Genomic DNA, 22,474 nt, shown 5'->3' on the forward strand with positions numbered 1-22,474 from the left:
ATAAACAGCAACATGTTATTACAAACGGACGATCAAACTATGGAGGACTTACGCCTGTTTGCCAGGCGCGAGCAACCCGGTATCTACGATATTTACAACAACACATTCACGCGCGGCGGCGAAGCGGTGCTGGAAGAAATGTTCCGCAACCCCTTGTCCGACCGGGAGCAGATCATCGCGCGCTCATCCGTCATAGCCGCCTTTGCCAAACTGGGCACTACGTTTCCCTTCCGGCCCGTGTTGCTCGACAACATTGAAAAGTACCTGTCGCAGTCCGCGCAGCACCGCGACGGGCAAAGAGGCACACTGGGAGAAAAAGAGATCGCTGCCGGCGTGATGGCCGCCATCGAATTGTTGCATGCCGTGCGTGACTTTGTAGAAAAAGGCGATGCCGTGAAAGTGGAAGGGCTGTCGCAGCAGCGCAAGAATATGACCTTGTTGTTACAGGACGAGGGGTTGCAGCCGGTGTTCAACGAAAAGCCCGGCGCCAAACTTTCCTATGCAGCTATCACCGCCTACGATATACTGGTGCGGGTGCGCGAGCGGAAGAAGTTCATCGACGTGCTTCACTTCATCTACCTCGTGGATGTGTACATTTCCGTAGCCACCATGGCCAACAAGCACCAGTTCATTTTCCCCGTCGTGCACACCGGTCCCGGGCGCGTAATCAACGTGCAAGGCGTTTTCCATCCTGCTTTGAAAGCACCCATTGGCAATGACATCAGGATGGATGGCCAGCGCTCTGTCGTATTCCTCACCGGCGCCAACATGGCCGGCAAGTCTACCTTCCTGCGCTCGCTCAGCATTGCCGTTTACATTGCGCACATGGGCTTTCCCGTAGCGGCCAAAGCCATGGAGTTCTCCATCATGGACGGTCTTTACACCACCATCAACCTGCCCGACAACCTCGGCATTGGCGCCAGCCATTTCTATGCAGAAGTGCTGCGCGTAAAGAGAATAGCCGTCGAACTGAACGCAGGCCGCTCCATCTTTGTCGTGTTCGATGAACTGTTCAGGGGTACCAATGTAAAAGATGCGCACGAAGGCACCGTGGAGATCACCCGGGCATTTGCCCGGAAAAGCAACAGCCTGTTCATCATTTCCTCCCACATCGTGGAAGCCGCCAATACCCTGAAGCAGCAACCGACGATCGGCTTCTATTACCTGCCCACCCGCATGAACGGCAACACACCGGAGTACACCTACACCTTGCAGGAGGGCGTCACCGACGACCGGCATGGCATGATCATCATTCGCAATGAAAACATCCTCGACATTTTAGCAGCAGGAAAAAAGAACGGTTAATTATGAACTTCACCATAGACAGACAATCCCTCGATGAACTGAACCTGATGGGCAAATTCCGCAGCGGATCAGTGTATTTTCTTTTCAATAAAGTAAAGACAAGAGGCGGCGAACAGCTATTGGACCAGTTGTTCAGCACACCCCTGACCGACGAAGAAGCGATCAACCAACGCGTGGCCATGTTCCGGTTCTTCCGGCAGGCCGGCCTGGAGTTTCCCTTCGATGCCGGCCAGGTAGGACTAATGCGGGAATACATCGATGCTGCCGGCAGCCAGGGGCGCGTTGCTACACACCTGCACGTGGTGCTGAAGAAAACATTGTCCAGCCTGGCCCGCGACGGGCAGTACAAAGTATTGATCCAGGGTTTGCAGGCCACCATCGTCACCCTCAAAAAATGCCACGCCTTTGCCGCTATGCTGGCACAAATGGGCGGTGCTTATGGCGAAAGGGCCAAAGCCATTCAGAACATCCTCGAAACGCCGGCCCTCATGCAGTTGATCGGAACAGATATCTACAAAGCGATCCCGGTAAAGACCATCGCTGCTTATGACCACCTGCTGAAAACAAAAGCGAACAGGTCCATCAAACAAGTGCTTCATTTCATTGCCGAGATCGATGTCAACATCACTGTCGGCAGTGTGGCCGCAGAGAAAGGCTTCACCTGGGCGCATGCCCTTCCCCGGCAGGCCAATACGTTGTCGGCCACCAACCTCAAACATCCCTGCATCGACAAAGCCATTGGCAATGACCTGCAGATGGCCGTCGACCGCAACGTCATCTTCCTCACCGGCGCCAACATGGCCGGCAAGTCTACCTGGATGAAGACCATCGGCATCTCCCTGTACCTCGCACACATCGGTTTCCCCGTGGCCGCGCAATCGATGGAGTTCTCTATACGTGAAGGCATTTATTCCAGCATCAACGTGGCCGATAACATTGCGCTGGGCTACAGCCATTTTTATGCGGAAGTGGTGCGCGTAAAGAATGCCGCCGAGGCCACCAGCACCGGCAAATACCTGCTGCTGATGTTCGATGAGTTGTTCAAAGGCACCAATGTAAAAGACGCTTACGATGGCACACTGGCCGTAACAGAAGCCTTTGCGGAATACAGGAACTGCCTGTTCATCGTGTCTACCCACATCATCGAAGTGGGGGAGGCCCTCAAAGCTAAAAAGAACATCCGGTTTACCTACATGCCTACCATCATGGAAGGATCGGTGCCGCAATACACTTACCGGTTGCAGCCCGGCATTACCGAAGACCGGCAGGGTATGTTGATCATCAGGAATGAAGGCATCCTTGAACTGATCGGTCACTAAAGAACCAAACTTATTTATTCCAACGTCATGAAAATGATCTGTAAAATAGCCAGGGCCGAGTTCAGGAACCTGTTTTATTCGCCCATTGCCTGGCTGATCCTGCTGGTATTCTACATCGTATCCGGGTTCCGGTTTGTAGATCCCCTCGTGGATATAGCGCGGGTACAGGAAGCCAACCTGGAGACCAACCCCACCTGGGATGGATTTCCAACAGCCCTTTCGATCGCCATCTTCATCGCCCCGATAAAAAGCGTGCTGGAAAAACTCTACCTGTTCATCCCGCTGCTCACCATGGGCGTGATCAACCGCGAAGTGAACGCCGGCACCATGAAGCTGCTGTATTCATCGCCCATCCGTGTGCGCGACATCGTGCTGGGCAAATACCTTGGCCTGCTCGTCTTCAATGTCATGGTGCTTGCCATCGTAGCCATCCTCTTTGCTACCGGGTACTGCACCATCATCCATGCCGAAGTGGCCTGGTACCTCGCCATCCTGCTGGGGTTCTTTTTACTGTCTGCCGCGTTCATCGCCATCGGGCTGTTCATCTCCAGCATAACGCAGTACCAGGTAGTGGCCGGCATCCTCACCTTCGTGGTATTTTTTATCCTCGAGAACCTGCAGGAAGTATGGCAACAGTATGATTTCTTTCGCGACCTCACCTACTTCCTCGCCATGACCAACAAGGCCGAAGAGATGATCGGCGGGCTGATCACCACCAGCAATGTGCTGTACTTTGTGATCATCATTGTGATGTTCCTGGCTTTTACCCTCATCAAACTGCGGAGCACGCAGGAGTCGAAATCCTGGAAAGTATCCTTCGGGCGCTACACACTGGTGAGCCTGGTGACGCTGACCATCGGTTATGCGTCCTCGCGTCCCGGTTATGTGGGTTACCTCGACCTGACGCGCGACCGGCTGAACACCATTCATCCTGCCATGCAGCAGGTGTTGAAAGAGCTGGACGGTTCGCCGCTGACCATTACCCTGTACACGAACCTGCTTGGCAAATCATCGCCCATGGATGGCCTCCCGCGCAGTCGCAACAAATACATCTGGCTATACTGGGAAAAGTTTGTGCAGTTCTACCCGCATATCCGGTACCGGTTCGAGTATTATTACGACGTCAACGAATCGAACCAGGAGATCATGGCCTCTTTCCCCGGTAAAACGGTAGACCAGGCAGCCGCCACCATGGCGGAACTGTACGATGTGGACGTCAACAGTTTTAAAAAACCGGAAGCAATCAGGAAGCTCGCCAACCTGCAACAGGAAGACAACCTCGGCCTGCTGATGGAACTGGAGTACAAAGGCCGGAAACAATTCCTGCGCACCTACCCCGACACTAAGATATTCCCCGAGCAAACGCACGTAGCGGGCACCATCAGACGGCTGGTACGGCCGGCCAACCCGGCCATCTATTTCACCACCGGGCATTATGAACGCAGCCCGTTCAGGAATGGTGAGCGCGAGTATGGGCCCAACACCAATTACAAACAAAGCAGGTATGCCCTGCTCAATATGGGTGTTGATGTGGACACCGTTTCCCTGGCGCGGCAAAACATCCCGGCCAATACAGCCTTCCTCGTAGTAGCTGATCCGAAATCGGCGCTGGACACCACAGAGCAGCGGAAGATCATCGACTACCTCGACAAAGGCGGCAATGCCATCTTATACGGTGAACCCGGCAAGCAGGGCATGCTCAACCCACTGTTGCAAACGATCGGCGTCACCCTCGACCCCGGCACCATCGTCATTCCTGACAAACACGACCTGCCCCATACGTTCAATACCAGCGTTACGAAGACCGGCACCCATATGGCCAACGAAGAAATGCTGTTCAAAGCGGTGCAGAAAGACAGGACAGGCAGCATCTACCTCTCCGGTGGCGCCAACATCAGTTTCCGGCCGGTAAACGGATTTACCATCGAAACGATCTGCGACAAAACACCGGAACGCGATGGATGGATCGAGAACGGCGTGTACACCGGCGATTCGGCCGCCCCTGTTTTTTCAGCCGCAGAAGGTGACGTGAAGCGATCCACGTTTGTGATCGGTATCCGGTTGAAACGGACCATCAACGGCAAAGAACAAAGGATCATGGTGTCCGGCGACGCCGACTTCATGACGCCGAGGCGCGTCTATGGCGGAGACATCCGCAATGGCATGTTCAGTTGGATGCTGTACAACGACTATCCCGTTTATACCAGCTACCCGGACCCCATTGATACCAAAGTGACAATAGGCTTTGATGCAGCGCGCGCGCTGTATATAGTGTATGTCTACATCATACCGGCCATTGTTCTGTTGGGGGCCACCTTATTATTGATCAGGCGAAAAAGAAAATAACAAACTCATGAAAAAAGTATTCTTTCAATTACTCGCATTATTCCCTTTGTGTGCGGCAGCGCAGCAGCACTACGAGATCAAAGGAAAAGTAGGCAACTACAACGATCCTGTTAAGGTATACCTCGCTTACAGGATCGACGGCAACCTGGTGCTCGATTCGGCCCGCATGGAACAGGGATCCTTTCAATTTAAAGGCCAGGTGCCTTCCACCCTGGTAGCAGCACTTGTTTTAGACAGGGCATCCGTCGGTATCACGAACATCAGTAATCTTACTGCCGACATGGCGCAGTTTTATCTCGGTAATGAAAGTATTACCGTTACCAGTGCCGATTCCATGAAAAACATTACCATATCCGGCTCCCGCATCAAGGATTCTGTCATAGCAGCGCAAAAACTGGCGGCACAAAAACTGGCTGAGGAAATGAAAAACTTTGAACCGGGCAAAATGGCCCCTTTGTTCGCCCAGCCCGATTCCAGCGGCAAAATGATCAACCTGTCTGCCTTCCGTGGGAAAGTAGTGCTGGTGGATTTCTGGGCAAGTTGGTGCATGCCTTGCCGCCAGGAAAATCCCCACCTTGTAAGAGCTTACGAAAAGTTCAAACAAAAAGGATTCGAGATATTCAGCATATCGGTAGACGATGCCGCACGCAGAGCAGACTGGCTGAACGCCGTCCGGACAGACAATATGCAGTGGACGAATGTCAATGACCTGAAAGGAGGTGATAAAAATGAGGCGGCCCTGTTGTACCACGTACAAACCATTCCACAAAGTTACCTGCTCGATCGCGACGGGAAAATACTGGCCGTCAACCTGCGGGGCGAAGACCTGGATAAAAAATTGGAGGAACTGTTTTCCAACCACTAAACAACACTCATGAAAAAATACGGATTGTTGGCAAGCCTGTACCTGATTGCACAAAGTAGTCTTTTCGCGCAGGAACCAGCCTATATCAATTACAATGCTGCCCTCGGTGGCGCCCTGACCTCCTTCGTACAAAAAGCAGATACCGCTTTGTGGAGCGCCTCACTCGCTTCCCTGCAAAAGAGCGCCCGGACGGTACAGGAAGAAGCGCCGGTGGGACTGCCGCTGGAGAAAAAAGGCACTACCAAAAAAGCGTTTACCGACGAAGCCCTGTATGCCAACCGGAAAAGTGGAGTAGTGGTCATCGGCAATCTCCGCAAGGGTACCGCAGGCAACAACATCAACTTCGAAGTAAAAGGAACTGGTTTTTTCATCACCAAAGAAGGACACTGCGTTACCAACTTTCACGTGGTGCAGGAGCTGTTGCAAAGCACTCCTCCCACGGATGGGCTGGTGTACTTTGTGATCACCGAAGATAGGAAGGTCTATGCGATCAACGGTCTGCTGGCGTATTCAAAGAACAACGACCTGGCAGTGCTCAGCATCAACGGCGGCGGGCAAGGGTTCAATGCCATTCCGCTCGGTCAACCGGCCGTGGTGGGTGCGCCGGTATACTGTATCTCGCACCCTGCCGGGGAATTTTATTATTTCAGCAAAGGAATGGTGGCCCGCAACTTAATTCGTGACAGTACTGCCTTGGGTGTTACGTACAGCGCCAGCGGCAAAACACCCATCCGGATGGAAGTCACTGCCGATTACGGCGGCGGCTCCAGCGGTGGTCCCCTCATCGATCAATACGGCAACCTGGTGGGCATCGTGGCCACCACCAGTACCATTTACCTGAATGAACAACTGCCGCAGGGAGTACGCCAACATCCGCAAATGGTGATAAAGGATGCGGTACCAGTGAAAGCATTGACAGGCTTGTTGCAATAAAAACAATTAACCATGACAGCTATGCTCGGCGGCTTTGCCACCATCCTCATCATTACATTGCTGCGCTATTTTTTGATCGCAGGCCTGGTATTCCTGGTCGTTTACCAGTGGCTGCCTGCCGTGCTGCACCGCAGTAAGATCCAGCAGCGCACCGCTGCCCGGAAGGATTTCATCCGGGAGATCGCCCATTCCGTGTCTTCCAGTATCCTGATAGCGATCGCCGTCGTCATCGCCTTGTCTGGCAGCATACGGCCTTTCACCCACATCTACGCCGGCATCAACGATTACCCGTTGTGGTGGATACCCGTGTCCTTGTTGCTTTCACTCGTTGTACACGATACTTATTTTTACTGGATGCACCGCCTACTACACCACAAGCGGCTATTTAAGATCACCCATGTCGTGCACCACCAGTCCACCAATCCATCGCCCTGGGCAGCGTATTCCTTTCATTTTATCGAAGCGTTCCTGGAAGGGGCCGTCGTGATCGTGCTGGTGTTTGTGTTGCCGGTCCATGCCGTCACCCTCATGCTTTTTGCCCTCACGTCTTTCGTGATCAATGTATACGGACACCTCGGCTATGAGATCATGCCCGAAGGGTTCAGGCGATCAGTCCTGTTCGAAGTATTGAACACTTCCACGTACCACAACCTGCACCATTCAAAGTTCAAAGGAAATTATGGGCTGTACTTCCGGATCTGGGACAGGTGGATGGGCACCGAAAACCCTGAATATGTAAAAGAGTATGATAAGATACAACAGCGAAGATTTGGGCGCTGAAAAAGCTACGGTAACTTTCCCCGTTTAGTTACCCAAGGGAGTCGTGTTCCGGCACGCTCCCTTATTTCCCCCTCTCCAACCTCGCCCTTTTGCTTTAACAACATCCCTGCATCCAGCTTTGTTTGCGAAAAAAAATATAGTTGAAAATCAGTATTTGGATATGTTATACCTGATACTTTTGACTTTGTATAGCCTTGAAAATGCCATCAGTATCTATCAGGTACGGGCGGAAAGCCAAGGCCCACTTTGAACAGTATTAATCAATAACATTATGGTTAAAAGTATCAACATGAATCCATGGATATTGGGTTTTCAGGATATTGACAAGACTACTGCTCATCTGGTGGGAGGTAAAGGCGCCAACCTCGGCGAGCTTGCCAGCCTGGAAGGAGTGCCCGTACCCGATGGATTTTGTATTTCAACAGAAGCTTTTAAAAGGGTCATAGGAGAAACGCCACAAGTCATCGGATTACTTGATCAGCTATCCCTGCTAATGGCAGAGGACCCCGTGAAGATTGCTGCCTTGAGTGGTAAGATCCGCAGCGCCATCGAAGCGATTGCTATTCCCCGGGACATCCGGGAAGAGATCACCCGTTTCCTCAACAGGTTGGGTAATCAGGATGCTTATGCCGTACGGTCCAGCGCTACCGCCGAAGACCTGCCAACAGCCTCATTTGCAGGCCAGCAGAACACTTATCTGAACATTGTCGGAAAGGAAGCTATTCTTCAGCATATCAGCAAATGCTGGGCCTCCCTGTTTACCGACAGGGCTGTGGTCTACCGCATCCAAAATGGCTTTGATCACCGAAAAGTGTACCTCTCAGTTGTTGTCCAAAAAATGGTCTTTCCCCAAACGGCAGGTATTATGTTCACCGCCGACCCCCTCACCGGTAACCGGAAAATAACATCCATTGACGCCAGCTTCGGATTAGGGGAAGCCCTCGTCTCCGGCCTGGTAAATGCCGATAACTATAAGGTGCGGAACGGTAAGCTGATCGATAAGAAGATAGCCGCCAAAAAACTGGCTATTTATGCCTCACCGCAAGGAGGCACAAAAGAACAGGAGATGGGCCCCGCACAGCAAACCAGCCAGGCGCTCACCGATGTGCAAGCCCTGGAGCTTGAACGCCTGGGAAGAAAGATCGAAGCCCATTTCGGCCATCCCCAGGATATTGAATGGTGCCTGGTGGATAATACATTTTATATCGTTCAGAGCCGCCCCATCACCACCTTATTCCCCGTCCCGTCAGCCAATGACCAGGAAAACCATGTATATGTATCTGTCGGGCATCAACAAATGATGACCGATCCTTTAAAACCATTGGGCTTGTCTTTCTGGCTCTCATCCGCCCGTGCCCCCATGTATACTGCTGCCGGCAGGTTGTTTGTTGATGTGGCGCCCTTACTGGCTTCACCTGCCAGCAGGAAGGCCGTCATTGAGACCACCCTGGGCAAATCCGATCCGCTTATAAAAGATGCCCTGCTGACCATCATAGAGCGGGAAGGTTTTATAAGATCCAACCCGGATCATCACGGAACACCTGCTCCTGGCAAGACCAATGCGGCCCTTCCTCCTTATTCGCCCATAGAGAATGATCCCGCAATAGTCGCAGACCTCATCCATCGTAGAGAAGCATCCATCGAGGCATTAAAACAAAAGCTCCAGGCAAAGTCAGGACTGGAGGCAGTTGATGGTATCCTGGAAGATCTTCAAGAGTCAAAGACCCAACTATTTGATCCAGGAAATATGGGAGCCATCATGGCATCAATTGAAGCAGCAGGATGGATCAATGAAAAAATGAACGAATGGCTGGGTGAGAAGAACCCCGCTGATACCCTTGCCCAATCCGTGCCCAACAACATCACTTCCGAAATGGGGCTGGCCCTGCTGGATGTAGCAGACGTGATCCGTCCTTACCCCGAAGTAATAGCTTATTTGCAACAGGTAAAAGAAGAACACTTCCTGCAAGAGTTACTTAAGTTCCGGGGAGGAAAGGAAACCCGCGACGCGATCAATACTTTTCTCAACACCTACGGTGTGCGTTGTGCCGGAGAGATCGATATTACAAAGACCCGCTGGAGCGAAAAACCAGCCATCCTGCTTCCCCTGATCCTTAGCAATATCAAAAACTTTGAACCAGGCGCCAGCAAGCGTAAATTTCAACAGGGTCTGCAGGAGGCCGCGAAAAAAGAACAGGAGTTATTGCACCGTCTCAGGCAACTACCGGATGGTGAACAGAAAGCCACCGAAACAAAAAAGCAGATCGAACTCCTCAGGAATTTTGCCGGCTACCGGGAATATCCCAAATACAGCATGATCAAACGCTACTTTGTGTATAAGCAGGCCCTGCTAAAGGAGGCTCAACAACTCGTGCAAGCCAATATTATTCACGAAAAAGAAGACCTGTACTACCTCTTCCTGGAAGAATTGCGCGAGGTCATACACACCCAAAAATTAGACTACCAGGTCATTGACCAACGAAAAGAGCAATACAAATTATTTGAGAAACTAACACCGCCACGCGTGATCACCTCCGAAGGCGAGATCATTGCAGGCAGGTACAAACGCGAAGACCTCCCCGCCGGCGCTATCGTAGGCCTGGCAGTTTCTTCCGGTACCATAGAAGGACGCGCCCGCGTGATACTAAACATGGAAGAGGCCGACCTGGATCCCGGAGATATATTGGTCACTCCTTTTACCGATCCTAGCTGGACACCTTTGTTTGTATCCATAAAAGGCCTGGTCACTGAAGTAGGTGGATTGATGACCCATGGGGCTGTCATCGCCCGTGAATACGGCTTACCCGCCGTAGTAGGCGTGGAGCACGCTACCAGCCTCATCAAAGATGGGCAGCGCATCCGGGTCAACGGAACAGACGGGTATATAGAAATATTATAACCAACATGCCCCCCCACAACTATTGCTGAAAGTCTGTTACTTACAATGCACTTCCTTGTAATAAGCCGCTGCTTTGTCCACCGAGGCTTGCGACACATTGATCTGGCTGCTGCTTTCCCGGACCGAACGGGCGATAAGCGTTTTGTTCTGTTCGTAGGAAAGCGGCGTAAATAACTTCGATACATTCCCTTTTTGTGAGGATCCCAGGTTCAGCGCAGGCATAGTACCTGTACAACTAAGATCAATATCCCGGAGTGAGATTTGCTTGCGCTGCCGTTGCTGATCTGTAATACAATATACCTGCAGATTGGTGATGTCGTACACAATGCTCCATTTCGTATAACCTGGTTGTGCTATTTTGTTGAGGATAGTAAAACCGTAATCGATAGGATCCTGGTTACTGTTGGTAGCCTGGTATTGATTGACCATACTGCAGGCCGTGGCAAACCGCTCCACCGAATTATCGAAGTTCCCTTGCTTTTTTGTATCCTTTACTTCCTTCACAGCTTCATCATATCGCGTATTCGTGAGCACAGGGTAGGTGAGGTCCTTACCCTGGTGCACGATCATTTTACCCATGATGAATTCGATCGTTGCAGCACGTCCCCTGGCATCCGCTACCAGGTAGTGCAGTGGTGCCGCATCGGCCCGGTCAATACGTAGTTTTTTATCCGTGGCGATCACCTCATCGATAGTGGAGCAATTGTCGAGCTGGTATTGTATCCACTGCAATTCATTCAGCGCAGCCCGTTTGTCCGCCTCCGGGTATACCGTTTCATTCAACCACATCAGTTCAACCACCAGCCCCTTTTCATTCATACCGCCGTGGGGAAACTCCTTGCCAAATTGGTTGAAGGTAATACTGCCATAAGCTGCCACCCAGGCCAGGGCTTTGTCGCCATCTTGTCCAAAGGAACTTTTGCTTACCCCTCTTGCATTGACCATTATCATACCATTGCCGCTTACCCAATCGTAATTACGACCAAAAACATGCCGGCCGTTTTTACTCAGTAAAAAGGTGGAACAGGCAAAAGAGGTTCCTGTGAAGATCATCAACAGGAGGAGAGCGGCAACTTGCTTCATACTACAATTTACCAGATAAATAGGTGGTCACCAAACCAGCCTTTTTCTGGCTTACTCCCTATTGTACAGAAGTTGTGAAGTCTTGTAATTTAACTTCACTTTAACTATTTCTTTCGATCCTTGGCTAATTTAATCCGAAAGTATAATATTCCCTTGCATCAGACTAATCGCCTCATGTGACTTATCTCTTTTGTGAGGTGTTTATCGAGGCAAAAGTTAAGAATAACGATTCTCACAATGAATATAAAATGATTGATTCTAAATGTAGTACTATTAATAATTGGATCAAAGTCGCGTTGATTGGGTATACCTACCAGTGGCAATGCTTTCCCGTGAACAATATCTGACCTAATATCATAAAAGTATCCTATCATATTTGTTATGCTATCATTCCCTTTAGTCAAATCTCCAGAATAATCCTTCACCAATGTTAGTACCTTTTTTTTGATGCTAAATTTCTCTTGGCCACATTCTTTACATTTTTCAGAAGTTTTGTCAATAAGACATTCCAGGGAGGTAGCTAAAGCTATGATGCAGGAGTACAAATCACCATCTTCTTTCAAAATAGCTTGATTAAACCAATAAGTGCTATTAATCAAATTCTCATTCTCCATAGAAATAAATTTATCCATGGCAAAATGCATACATTCGGGAGTGTATAAACTGTAGTCCTCGTAAATCATTGTAGAGTAGTAAGTAGCATTATCCACACTCCCTTCTGGGAAAATAGCTAGCTTTTCAAAAATAATATCATGATCTAACTCTCTATAATCTAATTTATCTAAAATTCTTTCGGGCAAAATAGTTGAATATCTTTTAAAGAAAAGCACATTATTGGGTGAATGAAATTCCCCAAGCCGTGATCGGCTAACAGTTCCATAGTGCTCACCACCACTAGTGTTCGCAATCTTTATAGTAATTATTAAAACCGTGTTCATGAACCATAGAATCTCAGCAAGTTTTCTGTTTCTTCTGTCTCCATCAACTCGCTCGTGGCTAGAACCGAGATAAGAAAATTCTAATATAGCTGGACAATTCCGATTAATACACAGTTCATTTTTTTCAGCAACTGGCCTTAGAAGAGCAACGTTTCGATATCTTATGTACCTATCCTTTAAAAGCACAGATGTAAATACAATCTCACTACTAAATTTAGAAACGTGTGCTAGCAAATTTGTTTCAACACTATTGATTATTTTTTTCATAATCACCAAGTCCTCGTATTCAAAACTGAGCACTTTGCCTGCATTTGAATAAACTAATCTTAAGGCAGGACTGCTCCCTAATTCCTGTCCAGATCCGTAAACGATTTCTTTCTTATCTGACTGTATTGCCCAGTTATAAAAATCACTTATTATAATATGCAATTCATTAGGGTTGCACTCGTTAAGTTTTTGCAAGTATTTAGACTCAAGCTTCATATATAGGCTATTAAATCCTAGGCATTTTCTGAATACATTTACACTATGGATTATTCTGAGAATAAAACCCCTAAGAAGTTTTTTCACATTCTTTACCACTTTCAATTATTATAATTAAATATACTAAATAGATTGAATCATAAACCTCCCCATCGTTAAAGTAACATGCAGCGAATGCCCTGAGCGCTCACTTGTCAAACGAACCAGCTTGAAAGATCAACTATCCCGAAATGCGGCTATGGGGAAGAATGCTCCAACAAGGCAATCAAACCGAGTTGAACATATAATGATCTTCATGATTAGAATTTGAATTGCACAACGTACACTTCGATTAGATATCCGATAAATTTGCTGCCGCTTAAAGACAAGCATTTTTAATCGAAGTAAGACGACCATATAGTTGAACAACGATATATAATTACTTGCACCCATTCGCCTCACACCGTGGAAAAACCCAACCAATATCCGTATTTACACGCTTCGCCGCCCATCGCTTTTCGCTTACCTTGAGCAGGTCTTCCCATCAAAGACCCTTAAACTATGCCACTACCCGTTCCGCCCATACAACGGCAAAACCGAACCAAATGGTGCTGGGCCGCCTGCACCGTTTATGTGTGTACCCTATACAGGTCGCATCCCGGCATCACCCAGGGAAGTTTTGTTGCCCGCGCATTGAATAGGCCCATATGCCAAACCAATTTTCCGCATCCCGATTGCAACACCATGTTCGATATAGGTACTGCTTTCAATCTTGTTGGTCACCTGGCAGGCAGTCCGGTCGATGGCGCATTGTCTCCACAAGAGCTGACCGATCTGTTCAGGCAGGGCGGCAGGCCCATTGGTTGCCAGATCAGGTTCCCTGCACTGGGTCACGCCGTTGTGATCGCCGATATCAGGATAGACACCGCAGGCCGCCTTTTCCTGGTAGTAGCCGATCCTGGCAGCGGCACCATCAATACCGTTCCCTACGAAATGTTCCGCACCAATTACCTCAGTATGGGTGGCCGCTGGATACGCACCTATTTAACACAACAACAAAATCAAAGTTAAAAGGTAAGCTATGCCGCTACAAACCATTGAACTACCGGCCAAACTGAATCTGCGCATTGCACGGCGCGTTTCCGCCCTTGTACGTCAGGGCATTCTTTCACCCGGTCCCGATCCCATCACAGAACACCAGGTATCATTCTGTATGGCCATTCAACTGGTCCCTAAACTCACAGGCAACCGGTTTTCATTCGGCAAAGCCGAAGGCCTCCGCGTTTTCATAAGTACAGGAAAGAAGATCATTGCCGCCGTGGATTTTCTCTATGCCGGAAAAATAGTACGTCTTTCACATATTTACCAGGGCCCACCATTGGATCAGTTGGTGCGAACACTCGATCGCCTCAAGACCCTGTTTGCTGCAAAGCCGAATACTTATCATGCAGAGGTCTTATCCTTCCTGTTTGCACAGTCAATTTTGATATTGGTCCGCTCAGGCAAAAACCGTTCATTTTATCGCAGCAACGGAACTAAGGTAGACGAATTGACCATGGCAGCATTAAAACAGGAGATCGAAGACATTATCAGTATTCAACCTCTACCCGAAGAATTATAATAAAACACCTATATGCGATACCCATTTTACATCTTACTTTACCTTATCGTCTCTTGTTTTTCATCGGGTGCACAGCAGCAGTCCATCATATACGATGCCACGACCATCATGAACGCCAAATATGGCTTATATGCATTACTGACCCCCTTGCCTGGTACAGCCGATGGAGGCGCTCCCTTTACAGCCCGCCACCCACTCAATGGAAAAGAATTCACCCCGCTGCCTGCAAAATTCAATATCGACAGCGCAAAGGCAGTGATCTATGAAGTCCTGCGCAGGAATGCCAACTTGCCCGTCGGAAGTACCCCCGCAGTCATCATGGCTGCCTATGCCGGCAATCCCTTCCTGAAAACCATTGACACCGACAATCCTGTTGCATTCAAACATGGTATCGACATAAATGCTGTAACACCCTTTATCGTGTCCAATCTTTCAGGAGGCCTCGGTTCCAATATCCTGGGTAATATTGTCAATGGAACCGCCGACTTCCTGATCAAAAGAGCCCAGGAAGAAATTTCTATCAGTGTTTTCGAAAGACTAAAAGCCATCCTGGCCCAGTATCCCGAATTTGGCAAATTATTTCCCAACACCTGCGCCTTGATTGAGCCCATCCCCGCTTATGAGTACAGCAGGGCGCTCCAGGCATTTAAAGCCGCCATAAAAGAAGATATGGAGGGGTTTATCGGGCATATAGGTTCCCTGTACGATATTCCAAGGTATCAGCTGCTCAACCAAAAAGTGCCTTCCCTCACCTTATTATTCAGCGCCTCTACAGTAATAGCAGAAGCGAATGGAGACAAGTCTTTTGCTGCAGGCGTTTCAGTACTCAGCCAGCAAAATTTCCTGCATGCATCCAATAACTATGCGGCAGTTATACAGACATTGGCAGTTATTTCAAACTCCCTCACCGATCAATCCCTCAATGACCCGCCCAATAAACCATTGAACTATATACACCCGCAATACATAGCAAAAGTTACGCACGACGACCCCGCCATGTTAGCCCTGCTGTCAAAAGTGTACCTGGGATTATTGTGGCAAAAAACACAAGCGATCACCTTTGTTACCAATGCCGGCAGCCAAACAGTAGCACAATTTCTTAACCGGTGGAATCTGTCCCCGACCATTCAGGATGCATTGAATGTGGTCAACAAGATTGTTGCCTTGATGCAAACCGCAGAAGATGGATTGAAGGAAGTAAAGGCCTGGGAGCAAACTTCGGCCCAATTGACTGGCAAGAACCAGCTCAACACGAAAAGACTTACCTATTATGCCAACTTAGTGAGTGCGTTACTGGATCTGGCAATACTCTACAAGGACCCGGCCAAACCAGCTGTCAATACCCGGATCCAGGAGATCGCCACCTGGTTCCCGCAATTCACGACAGCCGTCATTACAATGGTCAAAAATTTTAGTGAAGAAGAATACAACCTCGGAATCGCAAAGCTGGCCGACGTCCTCACCATCCTATCCAATTACCTGGAAACAGTAGAAAAAAACAAAGCTGAAACGAAAGCCCTTTCAAGCGCTGTTAAACTATCCCTGGATGGCGAAAAAGCAGCATTTAACACACGGATCAATGCCATTGATGGAAAGATTAACGCGATCACCCACACTGGCAACCCCGCCTTAGACCGGGAAAACGAAGCCCTGCGCCAGGAATACCTGGCAGAAAAACAGCTTATTCAAAAAAAGATAGAAGAGGTAGACGCCCAATTGGAAGACAAGCACCACCTGTTGTTTAAGTTACCTACCGTGATCAAATACGTCAACCTCCTCGCGGCTGTTTCAAAAGCCGAGAACAGCGCAGCCGTTGAGAAATTGCTGGAAACATATGCATTACCTGCTGGCAGCTCCCGTATCAAAAAAGTAACGGATTTCAATATCGCCGTAAATGCCTATGTAGGTGGGTTCTTCGGTCGCTCAGGTGTACCCGGAAGTGGTTTTACCAACCGCTATGGACTCACTGCGCCCATAGGCTTTTCAATGAGTCACGGCTTTTACAAAGCGGGCAGCATAAGTGCCTTTTTGGGAGTATTTGATATTGGAGGAACCATCCGTTATAAACTCGACAACCAGGGTAAATACCAGCAGGATGTCAGTCTTGCCGGAATTGTTTCACCTGGTATCCATGCCGTGTATGGTTTCCCCTGGTACCTTCCTTTATCTGCAGGCATCGGTTGCCAGTGGGTTTCACCTGTAACAGCAGATGCAGACAAAATAAGCCTGAAACCCTCGTTCAATGCCTTCCTGGCTGTCGATATTCCTTTATTCAATTTGACCCGGTCGAAATAAAGACCTTACCATACAGGATTAAAATGATCAACCCGGCTGACTGTCCGGGTTGATCATTTTATTAAACCATTATGTTATTGCCTTCCCTCAGGTCCATACCCGCTTTGCTCCAGGAAGCGGCCAAAATCCGCGATCGTCAGCATATCTTTTACCGCCTGCTTTTTATCACTGGCCTTATTATAATAGGCTTCACATATCTTATACCCCATATAATAACCTAGATCACCAGGTATCCCAGGTGGCGCAGTCCGGCTATTGTACAACCATTCCGAAACATCTTCACCATTCATTTGCTGTTTGAACCTTGTCCACAACGCCGCTTCATGCGCATTGCCATAAGCATGCTGCTGGTTATTGAGGTGATAGCCCAGTAGCAGCCAGGTAATAAGATCGGCAGCGCCTTCATTCACACTCTGGGCCAGCAGCGTATTGCTGGCTGCCGTTTGCTGCTCCACATGGATCAGTTCATGAATAAGTACACTGAATAGGGTAGAGGTATCTGTTAATCCCATACGCTCTCTATCGCTTAGTGCCGCTTTGTTAACCGTATTGCTGTCACACAGAAATTCCGCCCCGATCAACTGTCCCGAATAACCGTCCGGAGTACCCAGCGCCCCAAACACACCAATTGAAAAAGTAGTCGGTGGAAAGATGGCGGCTGGATATAAGGCTTTCAATTTCCGGGCCGCTTCGATCATACGGGGCGCCAGCCTGTGTAATTGCAAAGTAACAGGACGGATACTTTCAAAATACGTCTTGTGCGTTCTTATGGTTTCAACAATACGGCTCACCTGCGTCTTCATCCGCACTTCAAACAAGGTGCGCAATCCCTGCGAACCCTTCATAATATATTCATCCATGATGAGCTTATCCGCGCCCGGTTTGTGCGCCTGGTCAAAGACCTTCCAGAAAGAAGCAATATCACTTGTCACTACCTGCATTTGGTTGGGATCTCCCAGCCCAGCTCTATTGGCCAGAATGCTTTTGCGCAGCGGCGCCCAATACCTTGTTTGCGTAATGAATTTGAGTTTGTTGTCCGTACACACAGCATTCGTATCGTACAGGTGTAAAGCGATCGCCTCCCTGATAAACCCGATTGCCGCGGCTGTATCCCCCGCCTGGGCCCTGGCGCCGGCAGCATTCAGGTATACAGAAGGTGTACGCAGGTAAAGCGCATGCTGATAATACAGAAGGTCCTTGTAATTATAGGTGGTCGATTGTGCAAGTACCACTTGCACTTGTAACAGGCAGCAGATCAGCAGCAGTTTTTTCATCGTAACATACAGTTTAACCCAGCGAAAGTAAAACAAAACAGCAGGTCTTACCAACTGTGCCCACGATAAAATGCGATATTGTACCTGTTTTATAAACACAACAGGAGTTATTTTTGTGCCTATGGAATCAGGCATTCAATTGATCAAAGCCGCCAGCCGGCAGGAGTTTGAAGATGGTAAAACATTGTTTCAGCAATATGCCCAATCACTCCATTTCGACCTGGGCTTCCAGCAGTTTGATAAAGAGCTCGACACCATTGCCACCAAATACAATGCCCCTGAAGGTGCACTCATACTGGCGTATGATAATGGCAAGCCAATCGCTTGTATAGCCGTCAGGCAGTTGGAAGATCAGGTAGCAGAGTTGAAAAGAATGTATGTAAACCCCGCCTGGAGGGGCCACCAACTGGGTCAGCGATTGCTGACAGCCGCCCTTACCGAAGCAAAAAAACTCCGTTACAGGTCCATCAGGCTCGATACCGTACCTGAAATGCAGTCCGCCATCAAACTATACCACGCATTTGGATTTGTGGTAATAGATCCTTACCGTTACAATCCCATGCCGGGCGCTATTTATATGGAAAAAACATTATAGCAATCCAGGCCCACAAGGACGCATTAACGATTGATAGAGATCAATTCTTTCGAAATAGAGGTAAATATCTGTATCATTGCGAATTCAACCAACCCTGCACCCATGCGTTCAAAACAACTGTTAACCGCTATTTGCTTCCTGGCTTTACCCATTTTGGCCAGCGCCCAGGTATTGAGCCCCGTAAATTGGAACTTCTCATCCAAAAAGATCAACGCGCAAACCTGGCAGGTACAGATCACCGCTACCATTCAATCAGGCTGGCACCTGTACGCACAGGAAGCAGGAGAGGGACCCGTACCCACTACTATTAAGTTCACCCAAAATCCATTGGTAACCGCCAGCGGAAAACTGAAAGAAGTAGGTAAGTTGCGTAAGTCATTCGACAGGAATTTCAATGCAGAGCTTAAATACTACGAGAACCAGGTATCCTTTGTACAAACAGTCACCCTTGTAGGAAAAGCCGCCACCGATGTAAGAGGCTCTATAGAATTCATGGTTTGTAACGACCATGAATGCCTGCCCCCCAGGAAAGTAGACTTTAAGGTCGCCGTAGGAGGAAAATAGAACGATCAGATCCCTTCAATAAACCCGATATGGATCCCTCGTAAGCAATCATCCTGGCATCCATCGGGTACATAACCGCATAGAGAGATCATTCCGTTATTGTTGGCCTCAAAGTAGATCGATACTTTATCACGCTTCTGCAGCCAGTCATTCATGGCCTTGTCGTAGATCACATCCAGTGTCACCGGAGCCGCCATCAGGTCGTGCGTGCCCAGTTGGGCCTCCGTTTCAGTCCACTCCTCCAGCACCGTGCTCACCCAGGCCGTACCATTGTGTTCAGATTTTTTGTATACGAAGGAACGACCAACCACCTTACCATTCCGCACAGTAATAATAGTTTCCGATCCAAAGCCCGTCCAGGATGAGGTGATCACGCTGTAGCGATAAGAATTATGCGAGGAGTCCTTAAATGCCTTCCAGGCGAGATAACTGTTGGAAAAATCATTCGAATGCGATATCGTGTCTTTCTTACAGGAAATAACTACCAGAGTGAAGAGAAGAACAACAAGAGACTGAACTGTTTTCATGTAAAAAGTTTTGGGTAACAGCCTCTTGACCCCTGCGCATTAAATTTCGTTGCACCGTTCCAATTGTTGCCATACCGGCACACGCATTTCCTTATCTTGTGTTATCAACTTATGACCTTTATACACATATTTAATAATCACCATCTATTCTTAAGCACTATTCTTAACCCTCAAAATTTGATTGTATGAAACTTTTTTTACGTTCTTTACCCCTGCTGTTATTGACAACAACTACCTTATTTCTTGCCTCCTGCGGCAAAGACGGCGATCCCGGTAAAGATGGCGCGCAAGGTCCTGCTGGTTCCAAAGGCGACAAAGGTGATAAGGGTGACCCCGGCGCCGTGGGAACCGCCAATGTCATCTATTCCGCCTGGCTCGATGTACCGTACAAGCCCGATACCGTACACCTGGCAGGAGGCGGCATTGATACCATTGGATGGTATGCCACCATCGATGCCCCCAAACTGTCCAAGACCCTGCTGGCAACCGGAGAGGTAAAAGTATATGTAAACCTCAATGAGTCTTCTGATCCTGTCATCGCCCCCTTGCCTTATGTAGACAATAGTGGCATCATTATTCGTTATATCGCCTATGAAAAAGCGATTGAGATTGATTCCAATATTGATGCAGGCACAATTCTTAGTGGAGGCAAAAAATACCAGCAATACCGTTACGTGCTAATCCCCGGCGGCACACAAGCACGCACCGCCACCGGGAGTGTCGATTGGAACAATTATAAATCAGTACAGGCATTCCTCGGTCTGAAAGATTAACGGTAGACTTGTCAAAGGGGGGTATGCCCCGTTAGGGGCTACCGCTTTGTAGAGATTAATGTAAACAATTCCATTTGCCCCATAGGGGCAACCCTCTACGCAGCACTGATTTAAAGAAGCTTGCCGAAAGGCCATCAAAGCCACCAATTCTAAAATAAAAAGGTTAACAGGAAGATTAGCACCGCGCTTGTCAACCTGTTAACCTTTCAACTTTTTTAGCTTGTCAACCTCGTCAACCCATCCGCTCAATGCCCTGGCTTATGCCGCCCCTGATCATCTTACCATACCCATCCTCAGGCAGGTATTGAATAAAGGATTGCGCCAGCCGGTAGTTTTCCCGCGCCGCAGCCAGGTTATTCAGGTCTTCATACCCTTTGGCGATATTGAGGTATAAGGAAGGAAAGCCTTCTTTGATATTGTCGTCCGTTACTTGTTGGGCATAACCCAATGCTCTTTCATCCCAGATCAGCTTTTCTGCTGGTGTGGGCTGTTGCCTGGCAATATAATGCGCGGCAATACACTTCTCCGTATCTGTTGTGGCCATATTCCAGGCATCACTAAAAGCCTGGCGGGCTTCCGCCTCTTGTCCAATGCCTTCCAGCATCATGCCGTCGGCACATTTCCTGACGATGGGGTTGTTGGTATCGAAAAACATAGCTGCTAAGATAAAAAAAAAGCCCTCAACACCATTGGTTGAAGGCCTTTTGAAAGAAACCACGATCCTGATTAGCCCTGTTAAACTTTTAAGTTAGCTGTAACAACTTTTTTTTCATCCGGACACTATTGCTCGCAGCTCGAAGCTCGTCGCTCGAAGCCTGCTTTTCCTACTGCTTTACAAATGTCTTCACACCCCATACCGTCTTGCCATCCTCCACCGACAGGAAATATTGCCCCTGCACCAGCGTCACCACGTTTAAGGTTGCCTTTCTGCCCGTACTGAGGTGATAATCCTTCTGCATCACCACGCGCCCCCGCGCATCCGTTATTTTTAGCAATACCTGGTTAGCCGCCACACTGCCACCAAAAGTTACCTGCAGTTCCTTCTCCACCGGGTTGGGCCATAATTGGATATTGTTATTACCCTGCTCATCGATACTCGCCACCTTGGTATCAGAATACTTAAACCGCTCATCGAGATCGATCTGTTTCAGCCGGTAATAATATTTAATGCCGCCCACTACGTCCCGGTCCACCCATTCATACGCGCCGCCCGCAAGCCCTTTACTGGCTACCGCGCCCAGCCGCTTGAAGTTCGAAGGGTTACCCTGTTCAGCGCGCTCCACCTCAAATCCCTTTGCATTGATCTCCTGGTCAGTAGCCCATTGCAGCACGATCGTGCGCTGCCGTGTCGTGGCGTCAAATCGCGTAAGATTGATCGGCAGGGCCACCAGCGTGGCGCTGGCCATCACAGCCGGCGCAAAATCTGCCAGGCTCACCCCAAAATTGGGCTCCGTGGTCACATCAAACCCGGTAGCCACCACATCAAAAGTGCCTACTCCGCTGCCCGTCATCGTGTTGCGTACCGACAATATCTCTACCCAGGTGTTCAGCGTCCAGTTAGCCGGAAACAAATAGGGTGTTTGGTCTGCGTAGAAAGCCTGGAAATGATAAGCTCCCTGCGTTTTACGTGTGCCCGATTTGGCTACATGATACGTAGTGGTTAGCGTATTCTCCAGGTCTACATTGTAACTGGACAGCCACCGCAGACCAAATACCAGGTCCGTTACATAGTCCGCCGTAGTGGGGGGCGCACCGGCCGTGATCCGCATTTCCACGCCTACCACACCGCCGCCTTTGTTTACCGCCCTGATTTCGTAAGTCTGGGCCGGCAGGCTGATAGCCGCCGCCAGGATCATAATTATTAGAAATAATTTATTGCGCATCGTGTGTTATTG

Annotated in this window: 19 protein-coding genes; 13 read left to right on the forward strand and 6 right to left on the reverse strand. The window is 48.9% G+C overall.

The genetic code is table 11. The features are described 5' to 3' along the window. Window positions 1-12 precede the first annotated feature (12 nt). The 7 genes from D3H65_RS06820 to ppsA all read left to right on the forward strand — a co-directional run bounded on the left by D3H65_RS06820 (window position 13) and on the right by ppsA (window position 10,447). Entirely contained in the window at window positions 13-1,305 is a 1,293-nt protein-coding gene (locus D3H65_RS06820; RefSeq protein ID WP_119049543.1) for a MutS-related protein, read from the forward strand. Window positions 1,306-1,307: 2 nt separating this feature from the next. Then, window positions 1,308-2,624 (forward strand): MutS-related protein, encoded by a 1,317-nt coding sequence (locus tag D3H65_RS06825; protein ID WP_119049544.1) that lies wholly within the window; start codon window positions 1,308-1,310, stop codon window positions 2,622-2,624. 27 nt (window positions 2,625-2,651) lie between these two features. Continuing rightward, window positions 2,652-4,970 (forward strand): Gldg family protein, encoded by a 2,319-nt coding sequence (locus D3H65_RS06830; RefSeq protein ID WP_119049545.1) that lies wholly within the window; start codon window positions 2,652-2,654, stop codon window positions 4,968-4,970. Between the two features lie 7 nt (window positions 4,971-4,977). Then, a complete protein-coding gene (locus D3H65_RS06835; protein ID WP_119049546.1) occupies window positions 4,978-5,835 on the forward strand; it encodes a TlpA disulfide reductase family protein in 858 nt (285 codons plus the stop codon). Window positions 5,836-5,844: 9 nt separating this feature from the next. Then, complete coding sequence (locus D3H65_RS06840; protein ID WP_119049547.1) at window positions 5,845-6,768, forward strand: S1 family peptidase; 924 nt, start codon at window positions 5,845-5,847, stop codon at window positions 6,766-6,768. A gap of 12 nt (window positions 6,769-6,780) precedes the next feature. Next, entirely contained in the window at window positions 6,781-7,548 is a 768-nt protein-coding gene (locus tag D3H65_RS06845) for a sterol desaturase family protein (RefSeq protein WP_211345641.1), read from the forward strand. 271 nt (window positions 7,549-7,819) lie between these two features. Beyond that, window positions 7,820-10,447: a phosphoenolpyruvate synthase gene (gene ppsA, locus D3H65_RS06850; protein WP_245999693.1), complete on the forward strand. Its 2,628-nt coding sequence runs from the start codon at window positions 7,820-7,822 to the stop codon at window positions 10,445-10,447. 36 nt (window positions 10,448-10,483) lie between these two features. On the opposite strand, the gene D3H65_RS06855 is transcribed toward ppsA, so the two are convergent. Then, the gene (locus D3H65_RS06855; protein WP_119049548.1) at window positions 10,484-11,530 is read right to left on the reverse strand and encodes a linear amide C-N hydrolase; all 1,047 of its coding nucleotides are present in this window, start codon (window positions 11,528-11,530) and stop codon (window positions 10,484-10,486) included. Between the two features lie 158 nt (window positions 11,531-11,688). Further along, window positions 11,689-12,951 (reverse strand): HEPN domain-containing protein, encoded by a 1,263-nt coding sequence (locus D3H65_RS06860; protein WP_119049549.1) that lies wholly within the window; start codon window positions 12,949-12,951, stop codon window positions 11,689-11,691. A 540-nt stretch (window positions 12,952-13,491) separates the two neighbouring features. Between D3H65_RS06860 and D3H65_RS06865 the strand changes: the two genes are divergently transcribed. From D3H65_RS06865 to D3H65_RS06875, 3 genes are read left to right on the forward strand one after another with little or no spacing between them, the layout of a single operon-like run. Beyond that, on the forward strand, window positions 13,492-14,001 hold the full coding sequence (locus tag D3H65_RS06865) for a papain-like cysteine protease family protein (protein ID WP_119049550.1): 510 nt from the start codon (window positions 13,492-13,494) through the stop codon (window positions 13,999-14,001). Between the two features lie 10 nt (window positions 14,002-14,011). Then, a complete protein-coding gene (locus tag D3H65_RS06870; RefSeq protein ID WP_119049551.1) occupies window positions 14,012-14,551 on the forward strand; it encodes a hypothetical protein in 540 nt (179 codons plus the stop codon). Window positions 14,552-14,563: 12 nt separating this feature from the next. Next, window positions 14,564-16,846, forward strand: a complete 2,283-nt coding sequence (locus D3H65_RS06875) for a hypothetical protein (RefSeq protein ID WP_119049552.1) — start codon at window positions 14,564-14,566, stop codon at window positions 16,844-16,846. A gap of 74 nt (window positions 16,847-16,920) precedes the next feature. Here the strand turns inward: D3H65_RS06875 and D3H65_RS06880 are convergent, their stop codons facing one another. Beyond that, the gene (locus D3H65_RS06880) at window positions 16,921-18,120 is read right to left on the reverse strand and encodes a DUF2268 domain-containing putative Zn-dependent protease (protein ID WP_162915456.1); all 1,200 of its coding nucleotides are present in this window, start codon (window positions 18,118-18,120) and stop codon (window positions 16,921-16,923) included. 121 nt (window positions 18,121-18,241) lie between these two features. Here D3H65_RS06880 and D3H65_RS06885 point away from each other — a divergent pair, with 121 nt between their 5' ends. Both D3H65_RS06885 and D3H65_RS06890 read left to right on the forward strand, forming a co-directional pair. Beyond that, complete coding sequence (locus D3H65_RS06885; RefSeq protein WP_119054416.1) at window positions 18,242-18,715, forward strand: GNAT family N-acetyltransferase; 474 nt, start codon at window positions 18,242-18,244, stop codon at window positions 18,713-18,715. A 102-nt stretch (window positions 18,716-18,817) separates the two neighbouring features. Next, entirely contained in the window at window positions 18,818-19,279 is a 462-nt protein-coding gene (locus D3H65_RS06890; RefSeq protein ID WP_162915457.1) for a protein-disulfide reductase DsbD domain-containing protein, read from the forward strand. A 5-nt stretch (window positions 19,280-19,284) separates the two neighbouring features. Here D3H65_RS06890 and D3H65_RS06895 read toward each other — a convergent pair whose 3' ends face one another. Further along, the gene (locus D3H65_RS06895) at window positions 19,285-19,806 is read right to left on the reverse strand and encodes a hypothetical protein (RefSeq protein WP_162915458.1); all 522 of its coding nucleotides are present in this window, start codon (window positions 19,804-19,806) and stop codon (window positions 19,285-19,287) included. 185 nt (window positions 19,807-19,991) lie between these two features. On the opposite strand from D3H65_RS06895, the gene D3H65_RS33155 reads away from it, so the two are divergent. Next, entirely contained in the window at window positions 19,992-20,579 is a 588-nt protein-coding gene (locus tag D3H65_RS33155; protein WP_211345642.1) for a collagen-like triple helix repeat-containing protein, read from the forward strand. A gap of 232 nt (window positions 20,580-20,811) precedes the next feature. On the opposite strand, the gene D3H65_RS06905 is transcribed toward D3H65_RS33155, so the two are convergent. Both D3H65_RS06905 and D3H65_RS06910 read right to left on the reverse strand, forming a co-directional pair. After that, a complete protein-coding gene (locus D3H65_RS06905) occupies window positions 20,812-21,234 on the reverse strand; it encodes an rRNA adenine methyltransferase (protein ID WP_119054417.1) in 423 nt (140 codons plus the stop codon). A 169-nt stretch (window positions 21,235-21,403) separates the two neighbouring features. After that, window positions 21,404-22,462: a T9SS type A sorting domain-containing protein gene (locus D3H65_RS06910; RefSeq protein ID WP_119049556.1), complete on the reverse strand. Its 1,059-nt coding sequence runs from the start codon at window positions 22,460-22,462 to the stop codon at window positions 21,404-21,406. Window positions 22,463-22,474 lie beyond the last annotated feature (12 nt).

The organism is Paraflavitalea soli (genome assembly GCF_003555545.1).
GTDB classification, from domain to species: domain Bacteria; phylum Bacteroidota; class Bacteroidia; order Chitinophagales; family Chitinophagaceae; genus Paraflavitalea; species Paraflavitalea soli.

Coding starts and splice junctions, on each gene's coding strand:
- D3H65_RS06820 (WP_119049543.1), top strand. CDS start 13: ATGTTATTACAAACGGACGATCAAACTATGGAGGACTTACGCCTGTTT.
- D3H65_RS06825 (WP_119049544.1), top strand. CDS start 1,308: ATGAACTTCACCATAGACAGACAATCCCTCGATGAACTGAACCTGATG.
- D3H65_RS06830 (WP_119049545.1), top strand. CDS start 2,652: ATGAAAATGATCTGTAAAATAGCCAGGGCCGAGTTCAGGAACCTGTTT.
- D3H65_RS06835 (WP_119049546.1), top strand. CDS start 4,978: ATGAAAAAAGTATTCTTTCAATTACTCGCATTATTCCCTTTGTGTGCG.
- D3H65_RS06840 (WP_119049547.1), top strand. CDS start 5,845: ATGAAAAAATACGGATTGTTGGCAAGCCTGTACCTGATTGCACAAAGT.
- D3H65_RS06845 (WP_211345641.1), top strand. CDS start 6,781: ATGACAGCTATGCTCGGCGGCTTTGCCACCATCCTCATCATTACATTG.
- ppsA (WP_245999693.1), top strand. CDS start 7,820: ATGGTTAAAAGTATCAACATGAATCCATGGATATTGGGTTTTCAGGAT.
- D3H65_RS06855 (WP_119049548.1), bottom strand. CDS start 11,530: ATGAAGCAAGTTGCCGCTCTCCTCCTGTTGATGATCTTCACAGGAACC.
- D3H65_RS06860 (WP_119049549.1), bottom strand. CDS start 12,951: ATGAAGCTTGAGTCTAAATACTTGCAAAAACTTAACGAGTGCAACCCT.
- D3H65_RS06865 (WP_119049550.1), top strand. CDS start 13,492: ATGCCACTACCCGTTCCGCCCATACAACGGCAAAACCGAACCAAATGG.
- D3H65_RS06870 (WP_119049551.1), top strand. CDS start 14,012: ATGCCGCTACAAACCATTGAACTACCGGCCAAACTGAATCTGCGCATT.
- D3H65_RS06875 (WP_119049552.1), top strand. CDS start 14,564: ATGCGATACCCATTTTACATCTTACTTTACCTTATCGTCTCTTGTTTT.
- D3H65_RS06880 (WP_162915456.1), bottom strand. CDS start 18,120: ATGAAAAAACTGCTGCTGATCTGCTGCCTGTTACAAGTGCAAGTGGTA.
- D3H65_RS06885 (WP_119054416.1), top strand. CDS start 18,242: ATGGAATCAGGCATTCAATTGATCAAAGCCGCCAGCCGGCAGGAGTTT.
- D3H65_RS06890 (WP_162915457.1), top strand. CDS start 18,818: ATGCGTTCAAAACAACTGTTAACCGCTATTTGCTTCCTGGCTTTACCC.
- D3H65_RS06895 (WP_162915458.1), bottom strand. CDS start 19,806: ATGAAAACAGTTCAGTCTCTTGTTGTTCTTCTCTTCACTCTGGTAGTT.
- D3H65_RS33155 (WP_211345642.1), top strand. CDS start 19,992: ATGAAACTTTTTTTACGTTCTTTACCCCTGCTGTTATTGACAACAACT.
- D3H65_RS06905 (WP_119054417.1), bottom strand. CDS start 21,234: ATGTTTTTCGATACCAACAACCCCATCGTCAGGAAATGTGCCGACGGC.
- D3H65_RS06910 (WP_119049556.1), bottom strand. CDS start 22,462: ATGCGCAATAAATTATTTCTAATAATTATGATCCTGGCGGCGGCTATC.